Genomic DNA, 17,468 nt, shown 5'->3' on the forward strand with positions numbered 1-17,468 from the left:
GTAGGTTGAACACCTGGCTCACTTTTACTTCGGCACTACCTACAAAACTGGCTCAGTTTCCGGTCGGCGCCAACAGCACGTTGCCGACCCTGAACGACACCATGGTCGCGAGGCTCGCGTATGCACAGTCGCTCGAAGGGTGCTTCGGGAACGTGCGCGAACTGATTGCGTCCTTAGTCGCGTGGCAGGAAGAGCTCGCGCGCGGCCCAGGCAATCTCGGCAACGAACAGCTCGTGCGGTCCAGGCGATTCTTCGACGCCCATCGTTGGGCAGCTCAACAGAGTCGGCACCTCCTGAGCGACCCGACCGGTCAGGAATTCGAGACCAACGCGGCAGATGGGTATTCCGGGGCATCGTGACCGCCTATTCCGGCCTATCGTGCCGACACCGCTTTGCAATCAGGCGGGGCCGCAACCCGCAGGCGATCAAGCAGCACCGGCTGCCTGAAAAGCGCCCATCTCCTGCGTCGACATCGGCCAGCCGCGAAAGGACTTCGGCCGTGTGTTCTCTGGAAAGGGGAGTGAGGGTCTGCCATGCTGTACGGGAGCAGAGGCTCTGACCCGGGATCCGGCGCAAGGCCCCAGGGCTCGCGCCGCAGGCGTGTCCGGAGAAACCCCGGACTTCCTCGTTATGAATGGCCCGGCAGCAGGGGGCAGGTCACAGTGCCTCTAATAGAGACTTTCGACAGGAAGGCAAAGATGGACGAGATGGAGACCCTCGACTACCAAGGGTGGCGGTTCCTGTGCAGCGGCGAGCAGTTGCCCTCGGGTGGGTTTCAGGCGACGGTGCGCTACAAGGCGCCACCAGACGACCAGATCCGCACCCTGGTGCTTGATCCGGAGAGCCACGCCACAGCCGGGCTGGCGCTCCACCGAGCCAGGGAGCTGGCGATGAAGTGGGCTGAAGAGCGAGAAGGCGATGGCCGCGGAGATGGCTGACGTCATCGAATTCGAACCCGCCAGGGCGGGCAACCCGGTTCCGAGCGATCGTCTCGGGTCGGGCCGGCCTGCTACCACTGTTCACGCAGACGATCTGTGCAGAGAAAACTTGCAGGTGAATCCCTGGCGTAGCGAGGAATCCGCTCCGGCGACTTGAGGTGTCTGCTTTGGAGAAGTCGATACAGCAGCTCAGGCCTTTTCACGATGGCGATGCGACCGGCTACAGTCGCCAACACCGGACGTTCCTGGACGCCTGCCACTTCGCCCGTCCAAACCACCCCATGACCTTGCTTGTCCTCGGATGACTTTTGACGTGGTCACTCGGACGGCCGCGTTCCAGACCGCTCCTCGATGCGCCAGCGCTGGTACCCAGCAGGAACACCACGGGAAGCACGATCGCAGCGAACGGGATCAGCAGGTCCGTGGAGCCGGCGACAAAACCGATGCCCACCAGCGAGCTCGAAAGCGCCATGACATAAAGCGTGCTTCGGGCGGCGGCCTCCGAGTACGTCGAGTTGTTCGCCGTCTGCAGCACGAAATGCTCCGTCGTCAGGGCCGCCAGCAGATCGGATCGCTCGGACCGTTCATCCATGCGGCACTACTTGGGTGCGCTCACCGCCGCGGCGTGCGCAGCATCGGGAAGATGGGAGGCGAGGTTCCCACCTGGATCGTACCCAGCAACTTGAACCCATACCGCTCATACAGCCGAATGTTCTTCGGGTTGGACGATTCGAGGTAAGCCAACCCGCCCTCACGGTCGCACGGAGCGAGCGTGTGTTTCATCAGGGCCGCACCGAACCCCTCGCCCTGACGGGAGGGATCGACCCCGATGAACGGGAGATACCAATGCGGCTCTTGCGGGTGATACTGCCCCATCTGCTCGAAAACCGCCGGGCCGTCCCGTCTGAAGCCCGCCGAGCCCGTGCGCTGCAGCAGGGCCATTGGCGCTTCTTCGTCCGGACTGACTCCCGGTGGCAGCCACAGCGCCGCGCCTGCATGGTCGTCCATGCAATAGGCGCTCCTATGGGAAAATGCCTTGCCCCCGAGGGCATGGACGAACGCCGGGAAGTGCCGGAGGTACTGCTCGGGTTCAGGCCATGTCCAGCGCGCCGCCGGGTCCGAGCCGAACGCCAGCACCACGGCAGCAACAGCGCGGGCTTCATCGGCCGCCTCGACAATCTGGATGCCAGGTATTGTCATGAGGTCTGCCCCAAAATCGTTGAAGGTCCGCACAGTACTTCGATTCGGGACGACATGCAACGCGACAACGATCGGCGAGTTGGAGGGCCAGTCGTGCATCGCCTGCGCCCGCATCGGATGCCTTCGAGCTCGAGATCGGCGCCTGCGATGAACAGCTGCCTGCGCACGCACTGGCAGGCAGCATCCGAACCAAATCGGACGAGCCGGCAGCAGGCCAGAGCGATCGGGAGCCGCGGATTCCCTTCGCCGGGCGCCATGGATTTCAGAGGAAGCCGTGGAACTCGCGGCGCTCGAATGGTCTCCTGGTTCAACCACCATCGCCTGCTCGAACCCATCGGGTACATCCTGCCCGACGAAGCCGAGACAAACTACCACCGGCAATTCGCAAGTCAGGCCACTGCTGGGGCGGTTTGACTTAGACCAAGCAGCCCGCGCCAATGCCGGGGCGACAATCCCGAGTGCTCGCCTGTACACTGGCGGCTCAATGCCCCCCCGTGTCATCGCAGTCTTGCTCGCCGTCCTCATGCTCTGGTCGAGCCTGGCCGTCACCGAGCAGCGCTTTGCCGAGGCACTCGACTTGCACGAGCAGGCAGCGAGCCTGGCGGGCGAAGGCAAGCGCAGCGATCTGCATGGGTCCATGGACGACCATGTGATCGACGATCAACCGGCGCAGCCTTTTGGAGAACCCGCGCTGGACCTTGCCGCACTGGCTGGCACCGCTTGCGTGTCCATCACCTGCAGTGCCGCCGGATCAGGGCTCCCCCGGCAGGCCGACGATCCAATGCGAGCTTCGCCTCATCTCGAGGGCCTGCGCCGCCCTCCCAAGAGCGCCTGAGCCTCTTCGACACATTGCACCTCGTCTGAGGTCGCTTTACGGATTCCGACGCCCGATGCGGCGCCCTGGACCACTCCGTCATTGCAGCAACCGTGTGCCTGCACTGACTCTCCTTCTTCCTTGTTTGGTTCGCCATGGAAATTGCCATACTTTTCGCTCTGATCCTGCTCAACGGCTTGTTCGCCATGTCCGAGATCGCTCTTGTGACTGCGCGCAAGGCGCGGTTGCAGAAGCTTGTGGATGAGGGCAACCGCTCCGCTGTCGCTGCCGTCGAACTGGGTCAAGACCCGACGCGCTTTCTCTCGACCATCCAGATCGGCATCACCTCCATCGGCGTCCTCAACGGCATCGTCGGCGAGGCAGCGCTTGCCGCACCGCTCGCCGTCTGGCTCTCGAGCCTCGGTGTCCCCGATCCGTACGCCAGCTACGGCGCCACGGGCCTCGTCGTTCTGGTCATCACCTACTTCTCCATCGTGGTCGGTGAACTCGTGCCCAAGCGCATCGGCCAGTCGTACCCCGAGACGTTCGCCCGCCTGGTCGCGCGGCCGATCAACTGGCTCGCCGTTGCCACCAAGCCCTTCGTCGTCCTGCTGTCCGTCTCGACGCGCACGCTGCTGCGCCTGCTGGGCGTGAAGGAAACCAGCGGCAGCCCGGTCACCGAGGAAGAGATCCACGCGATGCTGGTCGAAGGTACGACCGCAGGGGTGATCGAGTCTCACGAGCACGCCATGGTCCGCAACGTTTTCCGCCTCGACGACCGCGAGATCGGGTCGCTCATGGTGCCTCGCGGCGACGTGAAGATCCTGGAGGTGGACTTGCCTTTCGAGGAAAACCTCGCCCGGATCGAATCCTCGAACCACGAGCACTTTCCAGTTGTGCGCGGCGGTCTCGACAACGTGCTGGGCATCGTCAATGCACGCAAGTGGCTGTCCCAGGCCCTGCGCGGCGGACAACGCGCCCTGAGCAGTCAACCGCTGCAGACGCCGCTCTACGTACCCGAGACGCTGACCGGCATGGAGTTGCTCGACAACTTCCGATCCTCCGATGTCCGCATGGCGTTCGTTGTCGACGAGTACGGTGAAGTCCAGGGCATCGTCACGCTGCAGGACCTCATCGAGGCCATCACCGGCGAGTTCCAGCCGCGCAATCCAGAGACATCGTGGGCCGTTCAGCGCGATGACGGCAGCTGGCTGCTCGATGGCCACATCCCAGTTCCCGAACTGAAGGACAGGCTGACACTGGACGAGGTGCCGGAAGAGGATCGCGGCCGTTACCACACCCTCAGCGGCATGATGATGTTGCTGACGGGACGCTTGCCGAAGATCACCGACACCGTCGACTGGGAAGGCTGGCGCTTCGAGATCGTCGACATGGACGGCAAGACCATCGACAAGGTTCTGGCGGCACGCGTCCCCAAGGCCCCGGCCTCGAGCCGATGAAACCTTCGGCGTTGAGTAGATTCCGTGGCAAAGCATCGAGTCGCTGCTTCTGCCGGCCAGAGGGTCGCCGGAAGCTTGCTCCTCTTGGCTGCCCTCGGCACCGCTTGCACCGACGGCTACCCGACCAAGGACGTCCCGCTCTGCTGAGGCCGGAGAACATGGGCATCTCCGAACTTCTGCGGCAACCCGACGTGATCGGCGATCAGGCGCACCTCAGTCGCCAAGCCAAGGAGACGCACCTTCACCAAGCCGAACTGCCGCTTTCGGTGGACTTGTTCAGATGGCATGGGCGCGTTTGATGGGACAGGCAGGTCGGACCGGGACGAGCACACTCCGATAGGGAACAAGAGCAGCGAGCTCGATGTTCAGATGGGAACCTTGTCAGCGAAAACCATCAAGGCCAGCGCGCATATCAGCCTGCAGAACGGGCCGGATATAAGACTGCAGCCCTGCCTCCTGCCTCTTCACGCTACGATTTCCTTGTGATCCGGGAGGCGCCCGTCCAAGACCTTCCCTAAAATGGGTTGTCGTCGTCGTCGAAGCCTTTCTCCGCCGCTGGCGCCGCATGTGGCGCTCGTGTTGCGGAGGTGCTTTTCCTGGGTGTTTCGCTGTTTCTCTCAGCGGCAGCAGCGCCGAACATCGATGCCCCGACACCCGCGCCGTCGAGAGCCGCCTTGAGCGCCGCTTCGACAGCGTCGATGCGCTCCTTGCAGACCTTGTACGCATCGACGGACTCCGTGACGATCGTCAGCAGGTCGTCGATGTTCGGTTCGTTCTGGTCGCGCAGCGTCTCGGCATGCCGCTGCAGCACGCCGTACGCCTCCTTGAAACTTCGTTGAGCCATGGTCATTTCCTTCTTTGGGCAGGGACGGTCCGGACGTCGGTGGGTCCGTCCTTGAATTGAATCTGGAGTTGCGGCGCGCTTCGCGCCTGCACGCTCGAGGTCACCGGCTTCCCGTCGGGGGCGCGCACGATGGCGAAGCCGCGGGTCAGTGTCTTCTCGGGGCCTTGTCCGGCGATCTCGCGTATCAGTCCCTGGGCGTTGTCTCGGGTCCGTTGCATGACGCCGTCCGAACGCTCCGCGACCTGCTGCATGCACCCATCCAGCGCCTGCGCGGTGGCGCGCGCCGCCGCGCCCGTGCGGTCGACCACCGTGTTGAGGGCGACGCGTGTGGCCGATCGGGACGCATTGAGATTCGCCAGCGCGCCGGCGCGGATCGCGGTCATCCAGGACGGCACTTGCTGCCCGGCCGTAGCCAGTGCTTGAAGCGCGTCGCCGCGCGCCTGGTTGAATAGGGCTTCGGTATGCCTCGAGGCGTCGTGGACGCGCTGCACCGAACCGACCGAGACCGCATGGAGCGCCGTCGTGTTGGCTTGCTTGGCCCGGAAGAGATGCTCCCGTGCGTCGGCCCGGATCTCCGCGTTGAAACGCTCCAGCGACACCGAGACGGTGCGCGCGTCGCGCGCAGAGGCTGCGAGGATTGCGTCCCCGGCCATCCGGGCTTCTCGCGCCCGGCGCGCGATCTGCTGCTCGATGCCCCCGATGGCCTTGCTCGGCGTGTCGAAGCGGGTGTGCGCCACCTCGTCGGCCATCGTGCTGTCGCGCTCATGGCCGATTCCGGTCAGGACCGGGATGTTCTGCTCGCAGATAAAGCGGGCCAGGTCGTAGTCATCAAGCCACGCGAGATCATTCACGGCCCCGCCGCCTCGAATGACGACGATGGCGTCGGGGCGGGCCTCAAAGTCATCTTCCATTCTGCGCAGCGCCGCGGCCGCGGCGCCGGCGATCTCGCGCCCCGCGCCCTCGCCCTGGAAGCGGCTGTGCGCGTAGACGAAGCGGCAGATGCCGAACTGCGCAAGCCGCTCGGCCTCCTTACGGAAGTCGCCCAGCCCGGCGGCTTCCTGCGGCGCAACGACGAGCACGAGGCTGTAGTCCCACGCGGGGGGAAGCCGGCGATTTCGGTCGAACAGGCCTTCCTGCTGGAGCCGTGTGCGTATTCCCTTCTTGCGCGCCTCGAGGTCGCCGAGTGTGTATTCGGGATCGATGGCATCGATTTCCAGGTTCAGGCCGAACCGCGCGTTCACCACCGGCTTGGCCCGCACCAACAGCTTGATGCCCGCGCCGATCACGGCACCGGTGGCGTTTTCGAAGTCGGGCAGGATGCGGGAGGCCGTCGAGGCCCAGATCATGGCCCGCGCCCGGGCGATCGGCTGGCCACTGCGATCGCGCTCGGAGAGCTCCAGATAGACATGCCCGTTGCGGATGCTGGCCTCGTTGACCTCCACCAGGGTCCAGACGCCGCCGGCGAAAGCCTGGGCCACGGCGCTTGCAACGCCACCGAGGAGGCGCGAGAGCGGGATGCCACCCTTGGGAAGGGCCAAGCCCGTTTCCGCGGTGCCCGCGAGGGCGAGGTCGCCGGAGCCAGCGCCCGCAGAGGCTGCATCCGCCGGCAGCCAGGCGCCAAAGGGGACGAGGTCGGTGCCGGGCTCGACGTACCAGCGCTTGACCGCACCATCGAAGCGCGCGCCGAGCGCCTTGGCAGCGTCCTTCTGAGCGAAGGGAACGTTCAAATATTGGCGAGACATCGGTGCGGAGGGACCCTGTGCTGCGGCATTGTTGCCGAAAGGTGTTGAGCGAGCGCCCGATCGATGCCGAGTTGGACGCACTCAGGCAGCAGGTCGATTTTCCCAGATAGCCCGTTGCTGCAGGCGCTTTCATCGCGGGCTCGTACACCTGGGGCAGGTTGAAGGCGACGCTGCTCAGGGCCAGCACGAACAGCATCGCCCACATCCGTGATCCTGTGCAGTGCAGGTCGATGTGCAGTTTGCGGCCGCCGTTGCGGCAGCGTCCACGCCGGCCACCAGCGCACGAGCCACGGCGCTCGTCGGCGTCGCGCCATTGTGAGCCGCACGAACAACAAGGCCGCCAGGCTTTGGGCACCGGCGGCCTTGACGGGCCTCCTCGCGGCTGGGTTCCTCCTGTCGTCGAGCGGACACGACCTGCCCTGGTGGGGCAGGCGTCGGAGATTCTGATCGCGCGTCGCGAGTCACGCGCGCACGATGGGGTAGCTACCCGGCGGCTCCTGCGAGAAAGAGTTGTAGCCACTGACGACGCGCCTGGCTATCGTCTTGGCTATCGGTATGCGCGGCATGCGGCGATGACGCAAGCGCGGCGGCGGCGCCATCGCGAGGGCTCGCAAGCCAGGTCCCACCCGGCCACGCGATGCTCAGCATCCGCCGTACTTCTTCCGCCCCCTGGCGGTGATCGTGTACGTTGCGCCGCGGGAGCCGACGGGGCAGGTCTTGCCTCCGGCGGCGCCGTTCTCGGTCCGGGAGACAGCAGTGCGCGGCGCGCCTGGCGCATGCACGGGCTGCGGCATGGCCGAGTCCTGGCTTGAGAGGGGCGGGGCGCCGTGGCCGATGCCGCTGGCTGCACGCAGGCACTCGAGGCGGTTGCTGGCCGGCTCCATCGCGTTGCATGCTTCCAGCAGGACCGCAGGGTCTGCGCCCATGCCGGAGCGATCGCGACCAGGCCACGAGGATGGTCCACGGCTTCGTGGCTGTTCTCCTCCAAACTTCGCAGGCTTCGGTCCGTGAGATGCTCCCAACCGCATTCTGCCTGCCCTTCGCGGCGTGGGCGTTGGCAGTTTCACCGATCGGACAGGTCCCGACCTTCGGCCGTCGTTCTTCGCCCGGGCGCGCCGCGCCGCCAATGGCGGATGCAGCGCCACAGCTCCTCGAGGTAGCAAGCGCCCAGCAGCACGGAAGCCACCGCGAGCACGGCCAGATAGCCCAGCGGCGGGGCATCGGCGCGCAGCACGGGCGCGAACGCTGCCTCGCCCCGACGCCCAGCAACGCAGTGTGGCCTCCCAGTGCAAGGAAGCAAGCAGGGCGATGGCCGCAACGGGCAGCATCTCCTGCACGCTGTGCACCATCTGCTCCAGCGGGGTGATCGCCCGCCGAGGCGCTGCCCACCGCAGATCGAGGTACACCGTGACCTCGTGCATCGCGAAAGCCCAGAGGCACAGCGCAAGCACACCGGCGTTGAACTCGAGAAGGATCACGGCCAGGATGGGAATGCCGATCTCGGCCAGCATGACGATGTGCAACACCGACTCCCGCACGCCCGCGTTGCGTTCGAACCGCGTGCGCCGGTGCAGCGCCCAGTCGGCGAAGCCGGCGGCGAACCACGCCGGCATGACGACGCACATGAGAAGGATCGTCTGCGGCAACTTGCAGATCTCGTCGTTGCCATGGAACCAGCGGCCGTTACAGCAGGTGGTGCGGTGTGCCGCGCTCCAGTAGCGCGAAGGACAGGGCATCGGTGTCAAAGACAAGGTGCATCGGGGCTCCAGTCGGCGTCGTCTTGCTCGGCTTAGCGGGCGGCGTAGATCTCGGCCTGGGCCGGCTGGCCGAGCATCCCCTGCTAGGACGGGCCGGACAGATCCTCGGCACGCGTGAGTTGATCCCACACGAGAGCTATCGGCTGATCTACGAGGTGCGTGCCGACGCTGGATATCGACCTTGGTGCATATCGCTCGCCAGTGGCCGCCGACCAGGTCGTGATCGATGCCCCCACACGCCATGGTCAGAGCGCCGCGCCTTGACCAGCACCGACGCAAAGTTATAATACAGAAATCTGTATCGCATTTTTGGCGGGTTGATTATGAAGACGACGCTTGATCTGAACGACAATTTGTTGATGCAGGCCAAGTCGCTTGCGGCGCAGCAGCGCACGAGCCTCACGCGCCTTATCGAGGAAGGGCTACAAATGCGGCTGAAGGTCAAGCCGGCAGCTTCCCAGACTGCGCGTTTGCCCGTGTTTCGCGGCAAGGGGGGGCTGGTCGGCCGCATGAGCGGCCTGAGCAACAAGGAACTGCTGGACGCGGCTGACCGTGACGCCTGACGTGAATGTTCTGGTCGCGGCGTCTCGAAGCGACCATCCGAACCATGCAACCGCACTCAGCTGGCTTGAGCGAGCGCTTGCGGATGCGAGCGCAGGACGCTCTCTTGCCTTGCAGCCTATGGTGGTTGCGAGCTTTCTGCGCCTGGTGACGAACTCAAAAATCTTTGTGATGCCCACGCCGATCGATGCGGCGCTGAATTTCGTCCAGGCTATCCTGAACTCACCCGGGGTCGAGATGAGGGAGCTTGGCGGTGAATGGGATCTGCTGCATCGACTCTGCGCCGACAACAATCTGACCGCTAACGACATTCCGGACGCGTGGTTGGCTGCGGCGGTCTCGCACCAGGGCGAGCACCTTGTAACGTTTGACGGCGATTTCAAGCGGCTCCTCACCAGAGCGCAATTCACGCGGCTTGCGACCTAGGAAGATGCTGCCGCAGTCGGAGCACGACGTTCAGATCGAGGAACGGTTCGCCGGACCGATTCGGCGAATGCGAGATGCCGGCTGAAGTTTCGGCTTGGCCCGCTGCGAGCTCGCCTGCGACAGTGAGGACTTGGCCGGACGCCTTCTCGAACTGCAGCGCAGCTAAGCTGCGGGTGGCAAGGATCTGCGGCCAGGCCGGGAATCGACGCCCGTCGGGCGCTGTGCTCCTTCCGTCTTTTGCACGCCGAGCGTTGCCGCAACACCCTGGACGTTTTCGCAGTCATGCAGGCTTAGCCATGCCGCAGGCCCGGGGTGCGGCCGTCGGAAGGGTGTGTCGCCGTTGCCAACGATCAACGGGTCCACCATTGAAGGACACTGCGCCTGTCGTTCACTGCGCGACGACGGCGATCCCTCGGATCTGGCCCACGCCGGGCGGACCCGCGGGCCTCGGGTAGCGATCCGGCGAGAAACGGTGCATCAGCTCCGCCTCGCGGGCGCGGGCCATGGCAAGGTTCGCGAGCTTCACATGGCCGAAGCCGCGGATCGCGAGCGGCAGTGCGGCGATCTGGGCGGCGAGCACCTGGTTGGCAGGCGTGAGTTCGCATGCGAGTTCGTCGAGCCGGGCTTCGAACTGGCCGATCAGCGCCCGTTCGAGCCGTCGCTCCGCCGTGTGGCCGAAGGGATCGAAGGGCGTGCCGCGCAGCCGCTTGCCGTGGGCGAGCCATTTCATGGCAGGCAGCATCCAGCCGCCCAGGCGGATCTTGGCCGGTGGCTGGCCGTTGCGGGGACGCGCGAGAAAGGGTGGTGCCATGTGGAACGCGAGGCTTGGATTGCCTTCGAATTGCCCGGCGAGCTCCTTGCGGAAGCGGCCGTCGCTATAGAGCCGCGCGACCTCGTATTCATCCTTGTAGCTCATGAGCTTGCGCAGGCTGCGTGCAGCATTGCGCGCGAGCGGCAGGGACGGATCGCCGCCCACCAGCGCGGCCTCGCACTGAGCGATCCGGCGCACGCGCGTTTCGAAGCGCCGCGCCCAGGCGGCGTCCTGGTAGCTGTGCAACTGCGTACGGGCTTCGGCGATCAGCGTATCGAGCGATGCATCGGCGAGGTCCGTTGCGGCGGCTGCGCCGCCGCCTCGCAGCGTCTCGATCGCGTCTGGCCGGTCTGCGGCGAGGCGCCCGAGTGCGAACGCCGTGAGGTTCGCTGCGACGGCGACGCCGTTGAGCTCGATGGCGCGCGTCAGCGCCTCGAGGCTCAGCGGGATCAGGCCGCGCTGCCAGGCATATCCGGTGGCGAGGATGTTCGAGGCGAGCGTGTCGCCGAGGAATTCCTCGGCCAGGACCTGCGCGTCGAACGTTTCGACCTGGTCGCGGCCGGCCGCGAAGCGCATCTTCTCGCAGAGCAATTCGATTTGCAGGTCGGCGTCGGGATTGCGCAGCGATTCGGCCACCGGGATCCCGTGCGTGTTCGCGAGGATGCGGGTGCGGCCGTGGCGCACGGTCTGCAGGGCTTCCGGCGAAGCGCCGACCACGATGTCGCATGCGAGGATCGCGTCGGCCTGCTGGGTGTCGATGCGCACCTGGTTGAGCCGTTCGGACCGGTCGGCGAGCCGCACGAAGCTCAGGACGGCGCCGCCCTTCTGCGCGAAGCCCATGAAATCGAGCACGCTGGCGGACTTGCCTTCGAGGTGAGCCGCCACCGCGATCACCGCGCCGACGGTGACCACGCCGGTGCCGCCGACACCGGTGACGAGCAGGTCGTAGGGCGCTTCCCAGTCGCTGCGAGCGGCAGGCCCGGGCAGTGCCTGCACCTGCTCAAGGAAGGCGTCGTGCCCGTCGGCCAGCGCGCCGCGCTTCCTGCGCAGCGTCCCGCCTGTCACGCTGACGAAGCTCGGGCAGAAGCCCTTCGCGCACGAATAGTCCTTGTTGCAGCTCGTCTGGTCGATCTTGCGCTTGCGGCCGAGCGCGGTCTCGAGCGGCAGCACCGCGACGCAGTTGCTCTGGACGGAGCAGTCGCCGCAGCCTTCGCAGACCGCCTCGTTGATGAACAGGCGCGTGGGCGGATCCGCCAGCTGCCCCTTCTTGCGCCGGCGGCGCTTCTCGGCGGCGCAGGTCTGCTCGTAGATGAGCACGGTCACGCCGGGAACCTCGCGCAGCCGGCGCTGGACCGCGTCCAGCTCGCTGCGGTCATGGAATTCGGTGCCGGCCGGGAAGCGGCCGCGCTGCGGCGCGTACTTCTCGATCGCGTCGCTGACGACGACGATCTGCCTGACCCCTTCGGATTCGACCTGGCGCGCGATCGCGTCGACGCTGATCACACCGTCGACCGGCTGGCCGCCCGTCATCGCGACCGCGTCGTTGAAGAGGATCTTGTAGGTGAGGGTCGCCTTGGCGGCGACGGCCTGGCGGATCGCGAGGTAGCCCGAGTGGTAGTAGGTGCCGTCGCCGAGGTTCTGGAACACATGCGGGGTGCGCGTGAACATCGCATGCGAGATCCAGTCCACGCCCTCGCCCCCCATCTGGATCAGTCCCGCGGTGCTGCGGTCCATCCAGTTGGCCATGAAGTGGCAGCCGATGCCGGCACGCGCGGTCGAGCCCTCGGGTACCCGTGTGCTCGTGTTGTGCGGGCAGCCGGCGCAGAAGTAGGGCAGGCGCTTGACCGTGTCGCTCGCGTTGCCGAGCAGCTGCGGCGGCGTGAAATCGCGCACATGCTGCAGCAGAGGGCCTCCGAACTCGTGGTGGTCCGGAAAGTGGGCGGCAAGCCATCGGGCCACCTGCTCGATCAGGCGCGACGGCCGCAGCTCGCCGAGCGCCGAGATGAAGGGCCGGCCGTCGCGATCCTGCTTGCCCACCAGCGCCGGCCTGGCGCCCGCTGGCGCGTTGTAGAAGAGGTCGCGCAGCTGGGTCTCGACGACGGAGGCCTTTTCCTCGACGACGAGGATCTCTTCCAGGCCCTGCGCGAAGGTGCGCATGCGGGTCTGCTCGAGCGGGAAGCTCAGGCCCACCTTGTAGAGCCGCACGCCCGCGCGCGCCAGCGTCTCGGGCGTCAGCGCGAGGCGGCGCAGCACTTCCATGAGGTCGTAGTGCGCCTTGCCGCAGGTCACGATGCCGACCCTCGCCTGCGGGCTGTGGATCACTTCGCGATCGATGCTGTTGACGCGCGCGAAGGCCGCGGCGGCCGCGAGCTTGTCGGCCAGCCGCGACTCGATGCGCAGCGACGGCAGGTCGGGCCAGCGGTAGTGCAGGCCGTCGGCCGGGGCGCGATGGCCGGAGGCGGCGTGCACGCCCTCGGCATCGGCCCAGGCGGCGGCGCGCGCGGCGATCAGGTCGAGGTCGACCGTGCCCGCGCTCTCGACCACCTCGGAGAGCGCGGCCATCGCGACCCAGGCGCCCGAATAACGCGAGAGCTCGTAGCCATAGAGGCCGAACTCGAGGTACTCGGCCACGCAGGCCGGCTGCACCACCGGCATGCTCCAGGCCGCGAACGCGTGGTCGCTCTGATGCGGCATCGAGGACGAGACGCAGCCGTGGTCGTCACCTGCGACGACCAGCACCCCGCCGTGCGGGGATGATCCGTAGGCATTGCCGTGCTTGAGCGCGTCGCCGGCGCGGTCGACGCCCGGGCCCTTGCCGTACCACATCGCGAACACGCCCTCGACCGTGCGCTCGGGGTCGGATTCGACGCGCTGCGTGCCGAGCACCTGCGTGGCCGCGAGTTCCTCGTTGATTGCCGGTACGAAGCGGATGCCCGCATCGGCGAAGTCCGGGCCGGCCTTCCAGATCGCCTGGTCGACCATCCCGAGCGGCGAGCCGCGGTAGCCGCTGACGAAGCCGCGGGTGTCGAGGCCGCGCGCGGCGTCGCGCTGTCGTTGCATCAGGAGCAATCGCACGAGCGCCTGCGTGCCGGTCAGGAACACGGCGCCCGAGCGGGCCCAGAGGCCGTCGGAGAGCTGGTAGCTGGGGCGCTGGACAGGGGAGGTGGCGGGCGGCTTCATGCAAGGATTGTTCTTCGCCGCCCGGAGGAATACTCTTCCCGATGCACCCGAGGTCACCCTTGTTTTGAGAAGAACTTCCTCCCGAAACCACCATGAACGACGATTCTGTTCCTCTTGATGCCTACTCGCTCCAGATCCTGCTCGAACTGCAACGCGACGCGCGCCAGTCCGTGCAGCAGATCGCCGACAAGGTGGGGCTGTCCTCGACCCCATGCTGGCGCCGCATCAAGGACATGGAGGCCACGGGCGTGATCCGCGGCTACACGGTCGTGGTCGACCGCGAGAAGGTGGGGCTCAACCTTGCCGCCGTGACCGAAGTCAACCTGGACCGGCATCACGAGTCCAAGGTCCGCGACTTCGAGCGTGCGGTGCAGGCAAGCCCACAGATCGTGCGCTGCGTTTCGGCCACGGGGCCGGCCGACTACATCCTCACGGTGCTCGTGCCGGACATCAAGCACTACGAGAAATTCCTTCACACCACGCTCTTCGAGCAGGCCGGCGTCACGCATGTGCGCTCGGCGGTCGTGCTTCGGGAAGTGAAGGCCGGCGGTACGCTGCCGATCGATCTGGGTCAGACAGCGCCGACGGCGCGCAGGGCGATCTGAATCGGGGCGCGCTTCCGACATCGGGCAAACAACCCGCGCGACCTGGCGTGCAGAGACTGTGTCGCGGGGCAGTGCGAAGGCGTCAGCCTGCCTCGGAGACGGCGCGCAGTCCTTGGGATCGGGCGCCGCCCGGCAGAGTTCCGATCTGGGGCGCCTGCGCCATCGCGCAATGCGAGATGCGGGGCGCAGGACCGCCGCGTGCACACGCGAGAGCCTGATTGCGTGTCCTCCGGTCCCGATGCGCTCGTTGCACCCGGGCGCCAGGGCGCTCAGCGTTCCGGTGGCAGGTGGATCCCTTTGAGCAGGTGCCGCATGGATCTGTCCACTTCCTCGGCGCTCGGCCGGGCCGGGCGTCCCCCCGCAATCAATCGCTCCACCAGCGACAGCATCTCCGGAAAGTCGAAGGGCTTCGAGAGGAAAGCGTCGTAGTCCCGAAAGAGGCGCTGCACGACCTCTTCGTTGGTCCCGCTCATGAAAACGAACGGTACCTGCGACAACGTCGAATCGCTGCGAACGGCGTTGCCGAGTTCGGCCCCGTTCATGATCGGCATCATGAAGTCCGAAAGAATCAGCGCCGGCTTTTCACCCTGGAGCAGCGCCAGCGCGGCGCGTCCGTTGGACGCGGCAGCCACGCGATAGCCCTCGGCTTCAAACAAGAGCCGCAGTACCTCGGCATTGCCAAATTCGTCCTCGACGATCAGGACCAGCTTCATGAACGGCTCCTTTCACTCAGGCGTTTGGGGGCTGTGTGGCATCGAATCGGGACAGGTGAACGTCGGCGGCTCTCTTGGTGGCGCGCGTTCCGCGAACCTTGGTGATCTCGAGGGGACGCCTGCCGGGTTGCAGGGCCTGAACCGCCGCTGCGGAGAAAGTGAAAGCGTTGTCGAACCGGCCTACCACGCCATCGGCGAGCGGGGTACCAGCCGCAACAGCCAAAGCGGCGGGATCCACCGTGAACATCGATGTCACGCCGCGTTGCTTGAGTTCGAGAAGCAGTCGACCCAGAAAGCGGTAGCCCCGCTCAGGAAATGCCAGGGTGTCCGCCAGGCCTTCAAGGCCATCCACCACCAACCTTCGGATCCTCAGCTCGTCGACAAGCCTCAACAGCTTGTGCCCCATCTCATCCATAGACTCGTCCTCGCCTCCCAGTTGTTCGATCGTCAGGACACCCTCGTCCACCGCTTCACCCGCGGCGAAGCCCAGTTCGGTCGACGCAAGCAGCAGATCCGCCGCGGATTCGGTGCCGCAAAGCAGCAGGCCGGGTGAGGCCGGAGAACAGCCGGATGCGAATGCAAGGCCCAATGCTGTCTTGCCCGAGCCACTGTGCCCGATCACCACTGAAGAGCTGCCGGAGAGAACTCCACCGTCTTGTAGGACTGCATCAAGCGGGCCCAGGCCAGTCGGGAGAATGCCGCGACCCAGTTCGACACTGTCGTCGCGCCGCGGCAGGCTCTCGAGCCTGGGGAAGAACTGCAGCCCCTGCATCGTGATGCAGAACGTATGCTGCCCGCGTATGACCTGGCTGCCGCGGAACTTGCGAACTTGCATGCGGCGCTCGGCACGCCAATGGAAGCCATGGTCCTCGAACGAGAAAATGCCGTCGACCATGGTTTGCTCGGCGCTCAGGGCATTGCCGGTGCCGCTCGTCAGCACCAAGCAGGTACATGACATCGCGCTGACCAGGCTCTGCAGCTCGTGCACAAACTGGCGCACGGAATCATCGGTGGTCACACCCCTGTTGACCACCAGTCCGTCGATGACTAGAAGACCGGCGCCGCTGCGCTGGAGTTCGCCGCGCAGCAACTCGACCACGGCCTTCAGCCCGCCCTGCTCGAACTCGCGATAGCCACTGACGTAGAAGACCTCGGCATTGACATCGGCCTGATCAAAGAACACCTGCTGTTCCATGTGCTGCAGCATGCGCGCATGCGACTCGGCAAGCATGGTCACATAGAGCGTGCGCATCCTCCGCCGGGCCAGCGTGTACGCGATCTGGTTGGCGAGCGTTGTCTTTCCCACGCCGGGCGGTCCTTCGAAGATGTAGACGCCACCCTCGAACAGCCCGCCACTGAGGATTACGTCCAGGCCTGGAACTGCAGTGGGCAATCTTTTCATTCGCATCGGAAAATCGGGACGGGTTGGATCTGTGGTGAGGCAGCGGCGAGGACTTCGGGAGTGGTCCGCGGCTCAAATTCTAAGATGGGATCTCCCTGCACGGGCCGGGGCTGCGCCTGTTTGGAACGCAGCGATCGCTCCCGTGCCTGTGAGTTGGCGCATCGGACTCGGCGACGGCCGCACCCCGACGCCGCTCGTGCTGTTCGATCACCAGCCGGCGCGGAATCACCTGAGCGCGGAGGGTGCTGCATCGGAACCGATGAAACCTGCCAATGACCGCTGACGCGAGAGCATGCAACTCGGAACCTTTGCAGGCGACACGAGATCGCGGGGTCGCTAGGCTGGCGTGACGTCGAACGGATGACGCCGGCGCCGCCGGCGGGCCGCTCGGATCGGAGGTTCCCATGCAGCTGCCTTATCTGAAAACCGGCCTTCGGGCGGCCGGCGCCTGCCTCGTCGGCATGGTCTTGCTCGCGTGCGCTTCGGATGCGCACGGGCCTGACCCGGGCACCGGGTTCTCGCGGCTCGTCGCGATGAGCGCGGTGCGGCTCGACCTGTCGCGCCAGGTGGCGCTCACCAAATGGGACACAGGCCAGCCGGTCGAAGATCCGCCGGGCGATCCGCGCGAAGGCCAGGTCGTCGCGGCAGCAGCGCGCGAGGCGAACGACCGGGGCCTGGCGCATGAAGTGGCGACGGCCTTCTTCACGGACCAGATCGAAGCGAGCAAGCTCGTCCAGTTCGCGCTCATGGCCGAGTGGCGGCGCGGGGGGCGGGCGCCGGCAGAAACTCGAGCCGATCTGCGCGGCGAGCTGCGCCCCGCGCTCGACCGCCTGCGCCCGCGGTTCATCGATGAACTCATCGCCACCCGTTCGCTTCGCGCTCGGACCGACTGCCGCGAGCAGCTGGCCGATGCCACCGCATGGCACGCTGCGGCGAACCGGTTGCCGCCGCTTTACGGGATCGCGCTGGACCGCGGGCTGGCGCGCGTGTGCGCGAACTGATCGACCCGTGCGCG

The 17,468-nt window shown here is 66.2% G+C and carries 17 protein-coding genes and 1 pseudogene; 10 read left to right on the forward strand and 8 right to left on the reverse strand.

Annotation, left to right across the window (positions count from 1 at the left end; all coding sequences use genetic code 11):
- A partial coding sequence (locus AC3A6R_RS16695) for a hypothetical protein (protein ID WP_487864968.1) occupies positions 1-359 on the forward strand: 359 nt, incomplete at its 5' end.
- 339 nt (positions 360-698) lie between these two features.
- Positions 699-938, forward strand: a complete 240-nt coding sequence (locus AC3A6R_RS16700; protein ID WP_487864969.1) for a hypothetical protein — start codon at positions 699-701, stop codon at positions 936-938.
- A 220-nt stretch (positions 939-1,158) separates the two neighbouring features.
- Here the strand turns inward: AC3A6R_RS16700 and AC3A6R_RS16705 are convergent, their stop codons facing one another.
- Both AC3A6R_RS16705 and AC3A6R_RS16710 read right to left on the reverse strand, forming a co-directional pair.
- Positions 1,159-1,530: a hypothetical protein gene (locus AC3A6R_RS16705; protein WP_487864970.1), complete on the reverse strand. Its 372-nt coding sequence runs from the start codon at positions 1,528-1,530 to the stop codon at positions 1,159-1,161.
- A 20-nt stretch (positions 1,531-1,550) separates the two neighbouring features.
- Entirely contained in the window at positions 1,551-2,237 is a 687-nt protein-coding gene (locus AC3A6R_RS16710) for a GNAT family N-acetyltransferase (protein WP_487864971.1), read from the reverse strand.
- A gap of 145 nt (positions 2,238-2,382) precedes the next feature.
- On the opposite strand from AC3A6R_RS16710, the pseudogene AC3A6R_RS16715 reads away from it, so the two are divergent.
- The 4 genes and pseudogenes from AC3A6R_RS16715 to AC3A6R_RS16730 all read left to right on the forward strand — a co-directional run.
- Positions 2,383-2,552 (forward strand): annotated as a pseudogene (locus AC3A6R_RS16715) (IS3 family transposase); the annotation flags it as partial.
- A 94-nt stretch (positions 2,553-2,646) separates the two neighbouring features.
- Positions 2,647-2,973 (forward strand): hypothetical protein, encoded by a 327-nt coding sequence (locus tag AC3A6R_RS16720; protein ID WP_487861923.1) that lies wholly within the window; start codon positions 2,647-2,649, stop codon positions 2,971-2,973.
- A gap of 134 nt (positions 2,974-3,107) precedes the next feature.
- Entirely contained in the window at positions 3,108-4,412 is a 1,305-nt protein-coding gene (locus AC3A6R_RS16725) for a hemolysin family protein (RefSeq protein ID WP_487864972.1), read from the forward strand.
- Between the two features lie 158 nt (positions 4,413-4,570).
- On the forward strand, positions 4,571-4,711 hold the full coding sequence (locus tag AC3A6R_RS16730; protein WP_487864973.1) for a hypothetical protein: 141 nt from the start codon (positions 4,571-4,573) through the stop codon (positions 4,709-4,711).
- Positions 4,712-4,926: 215 nt separating this feature from the next.
- On the opposite strand, the gene xseB is transcribed toward AC3A6R_RS16730, so the two are convergent.
- The 3 genes from xseB to AC3A6R_RS16745 all read right to left on the reverse strand — a co-directional run bounded on the left by xseB (position 4,927) and on the right by AC3A6R_RS16745 (position 8,734).
- The gene (gene xseB, locus AC3A6R_RS16735; protein ID WP_487861925.1) at positions 4,927-5,262 is read right to left on the reverse strand and encodes an exodeoxyribonuclease VII small subunit; all 336 of its coding nucleotides are present in this window, start codon (positions 5,260-5,262) and stop codon (positions 4,927-4,929) included.
- Positions 5,259-6,998, reverse strand: a complete 1,740-nt coding sequence (gene xseA / locus AC3A6R_RS16740) for an exodeoxyribonuclease VII large subunit (RefSeq protein ID WP_487864974.1) — start codon at positions 6,996-6,998, stop codon at positions 5,259-5,261. Before xseA ends, xseB begins: the two co-directional genes overlap by 4 nt.
- A gap of 641 nt (positions 6,999-7,639) precedes the next feature.
- Complete coding sequence (locus AC3A6R_RS16745) at positions 7,640-8,734, reverse strand: hypothetical protein (RefSeq protein ID WP_487864975.1); 1,095 nt, start codon at positions 8,732-8,734, stop codon at positions 7,640-7,642.
- Positions 8,735-9,078: 344 nt separating this feature from the next.
- Between AC3A6R_RS16745 and AC3A6R_RS16750 the strand changes: the two genes are divergently transcribed.
- Together AC3A6R_RS16750 and AC3A6R_RS16755 are read left to right on the forward strand one after the other, a co-directional pair.
- Positions 9,079-9,318, forward strand: coding sequence for a DUF6364 family protein (locus AC3A6R_RS16750; RefSeq protein ID WP_487861928.1), 240 nt, complete (start codon positions 9,079-9,081; stop codon positions 9,316-9,318).
- Entirely contained in the window at positions 9,308-9,742 is a 435-nt protein-coding gene (locus tag AC3A6R_RS16755; protein ID WP_487864976.1) for a TA system VapC family ribonuclease toxin, read from the forward strand. Before AC3A6R_RS16750 ends, AC3A6R_RS16755 begins: the two co-directional genes overlap by 11 nt.
- Before the next feature lie 388 nt (positions 9,743-10,130).
- Here the strand turns inward: AC3A6R_RS16755 and AC3A6R_RS16760 are convergent, their stop codons facing one another.
- Complete coding sequence (locus AC3A6R_RS16760; RefSeq protein ID WP_487864977.1) at positions 10,131-13,733, reverse strand: indolepyruvate ferredoxin oxidoreductase family protein; 3,603 nt, start codon at positions 13,731-13,733, stop codon at positions 10,131-10,133.
- A 92-nt stretch (positions 13,734-13,825) separates the two neighbouring features.
- Here AC3A6R_RS16760 and AC3A6R_RS16765 point away from each other — a divergent pair, with 92 nt between their 5' ends.
- Entirely contained in the window at positions 13,826-14,338 is a 513-nt protein-coding gene (locus AC3A6R_RS16765) for an Lrp/AsnC family transcriptional regulator (protein ID WP_487864978.1), read from the forward strand.
- Positions 14,339-14,607: 269 nt separating this feature from the next.
- Here the strand turns inward: AC3A6R_RS16765 and AC3A6R_RS16770 are convergent, their stop codons facing one another.
- On the reverse strand, positions 14,608-15,051 hold the full coding sequence (locus tag AC3A6R_RS16770) for a response regulator (protein ID WP_487861932.1): 444 nt from the start codon (positions 15,049-15,051) through the stop codon (positions 14,608-14,610).
- A gap of 16 nt (positions 15,052-15,067) precedes the next feature.
- Positions 15,068-16,453, reverse strand: a complete 1,386-nt coding sequence (locus AC3A6R_RS16775) for an RAD55 family ATPase (protein ID WP_487864979.1) — start codon at positions 16,451-16,453, stop codon at positions 15,068-15,070.
- Positions 16,454-16,857: 404 nt separating this feature from the next.
- On the opposite strand from AC3A6R_RS16775, the gene AC3A6R_RS16780 reads away from it, so the two are divergent.
- Positions 16,858-17,454, forward strand: a complete 597-nt coding sequence (locus AC3A6R_RS16780; RefSeq protein ID WP_487864980.1) for a chorismate mutase — start codon at positions 16,858-16,860, stop codon at positions 17,452-17,454.
- Positions 17,455-17,468 lie beyond the last annotated feature (14 nt).

This window comes from Variovorax sp. Soil_C_19 (assembly GCF_057657255.1).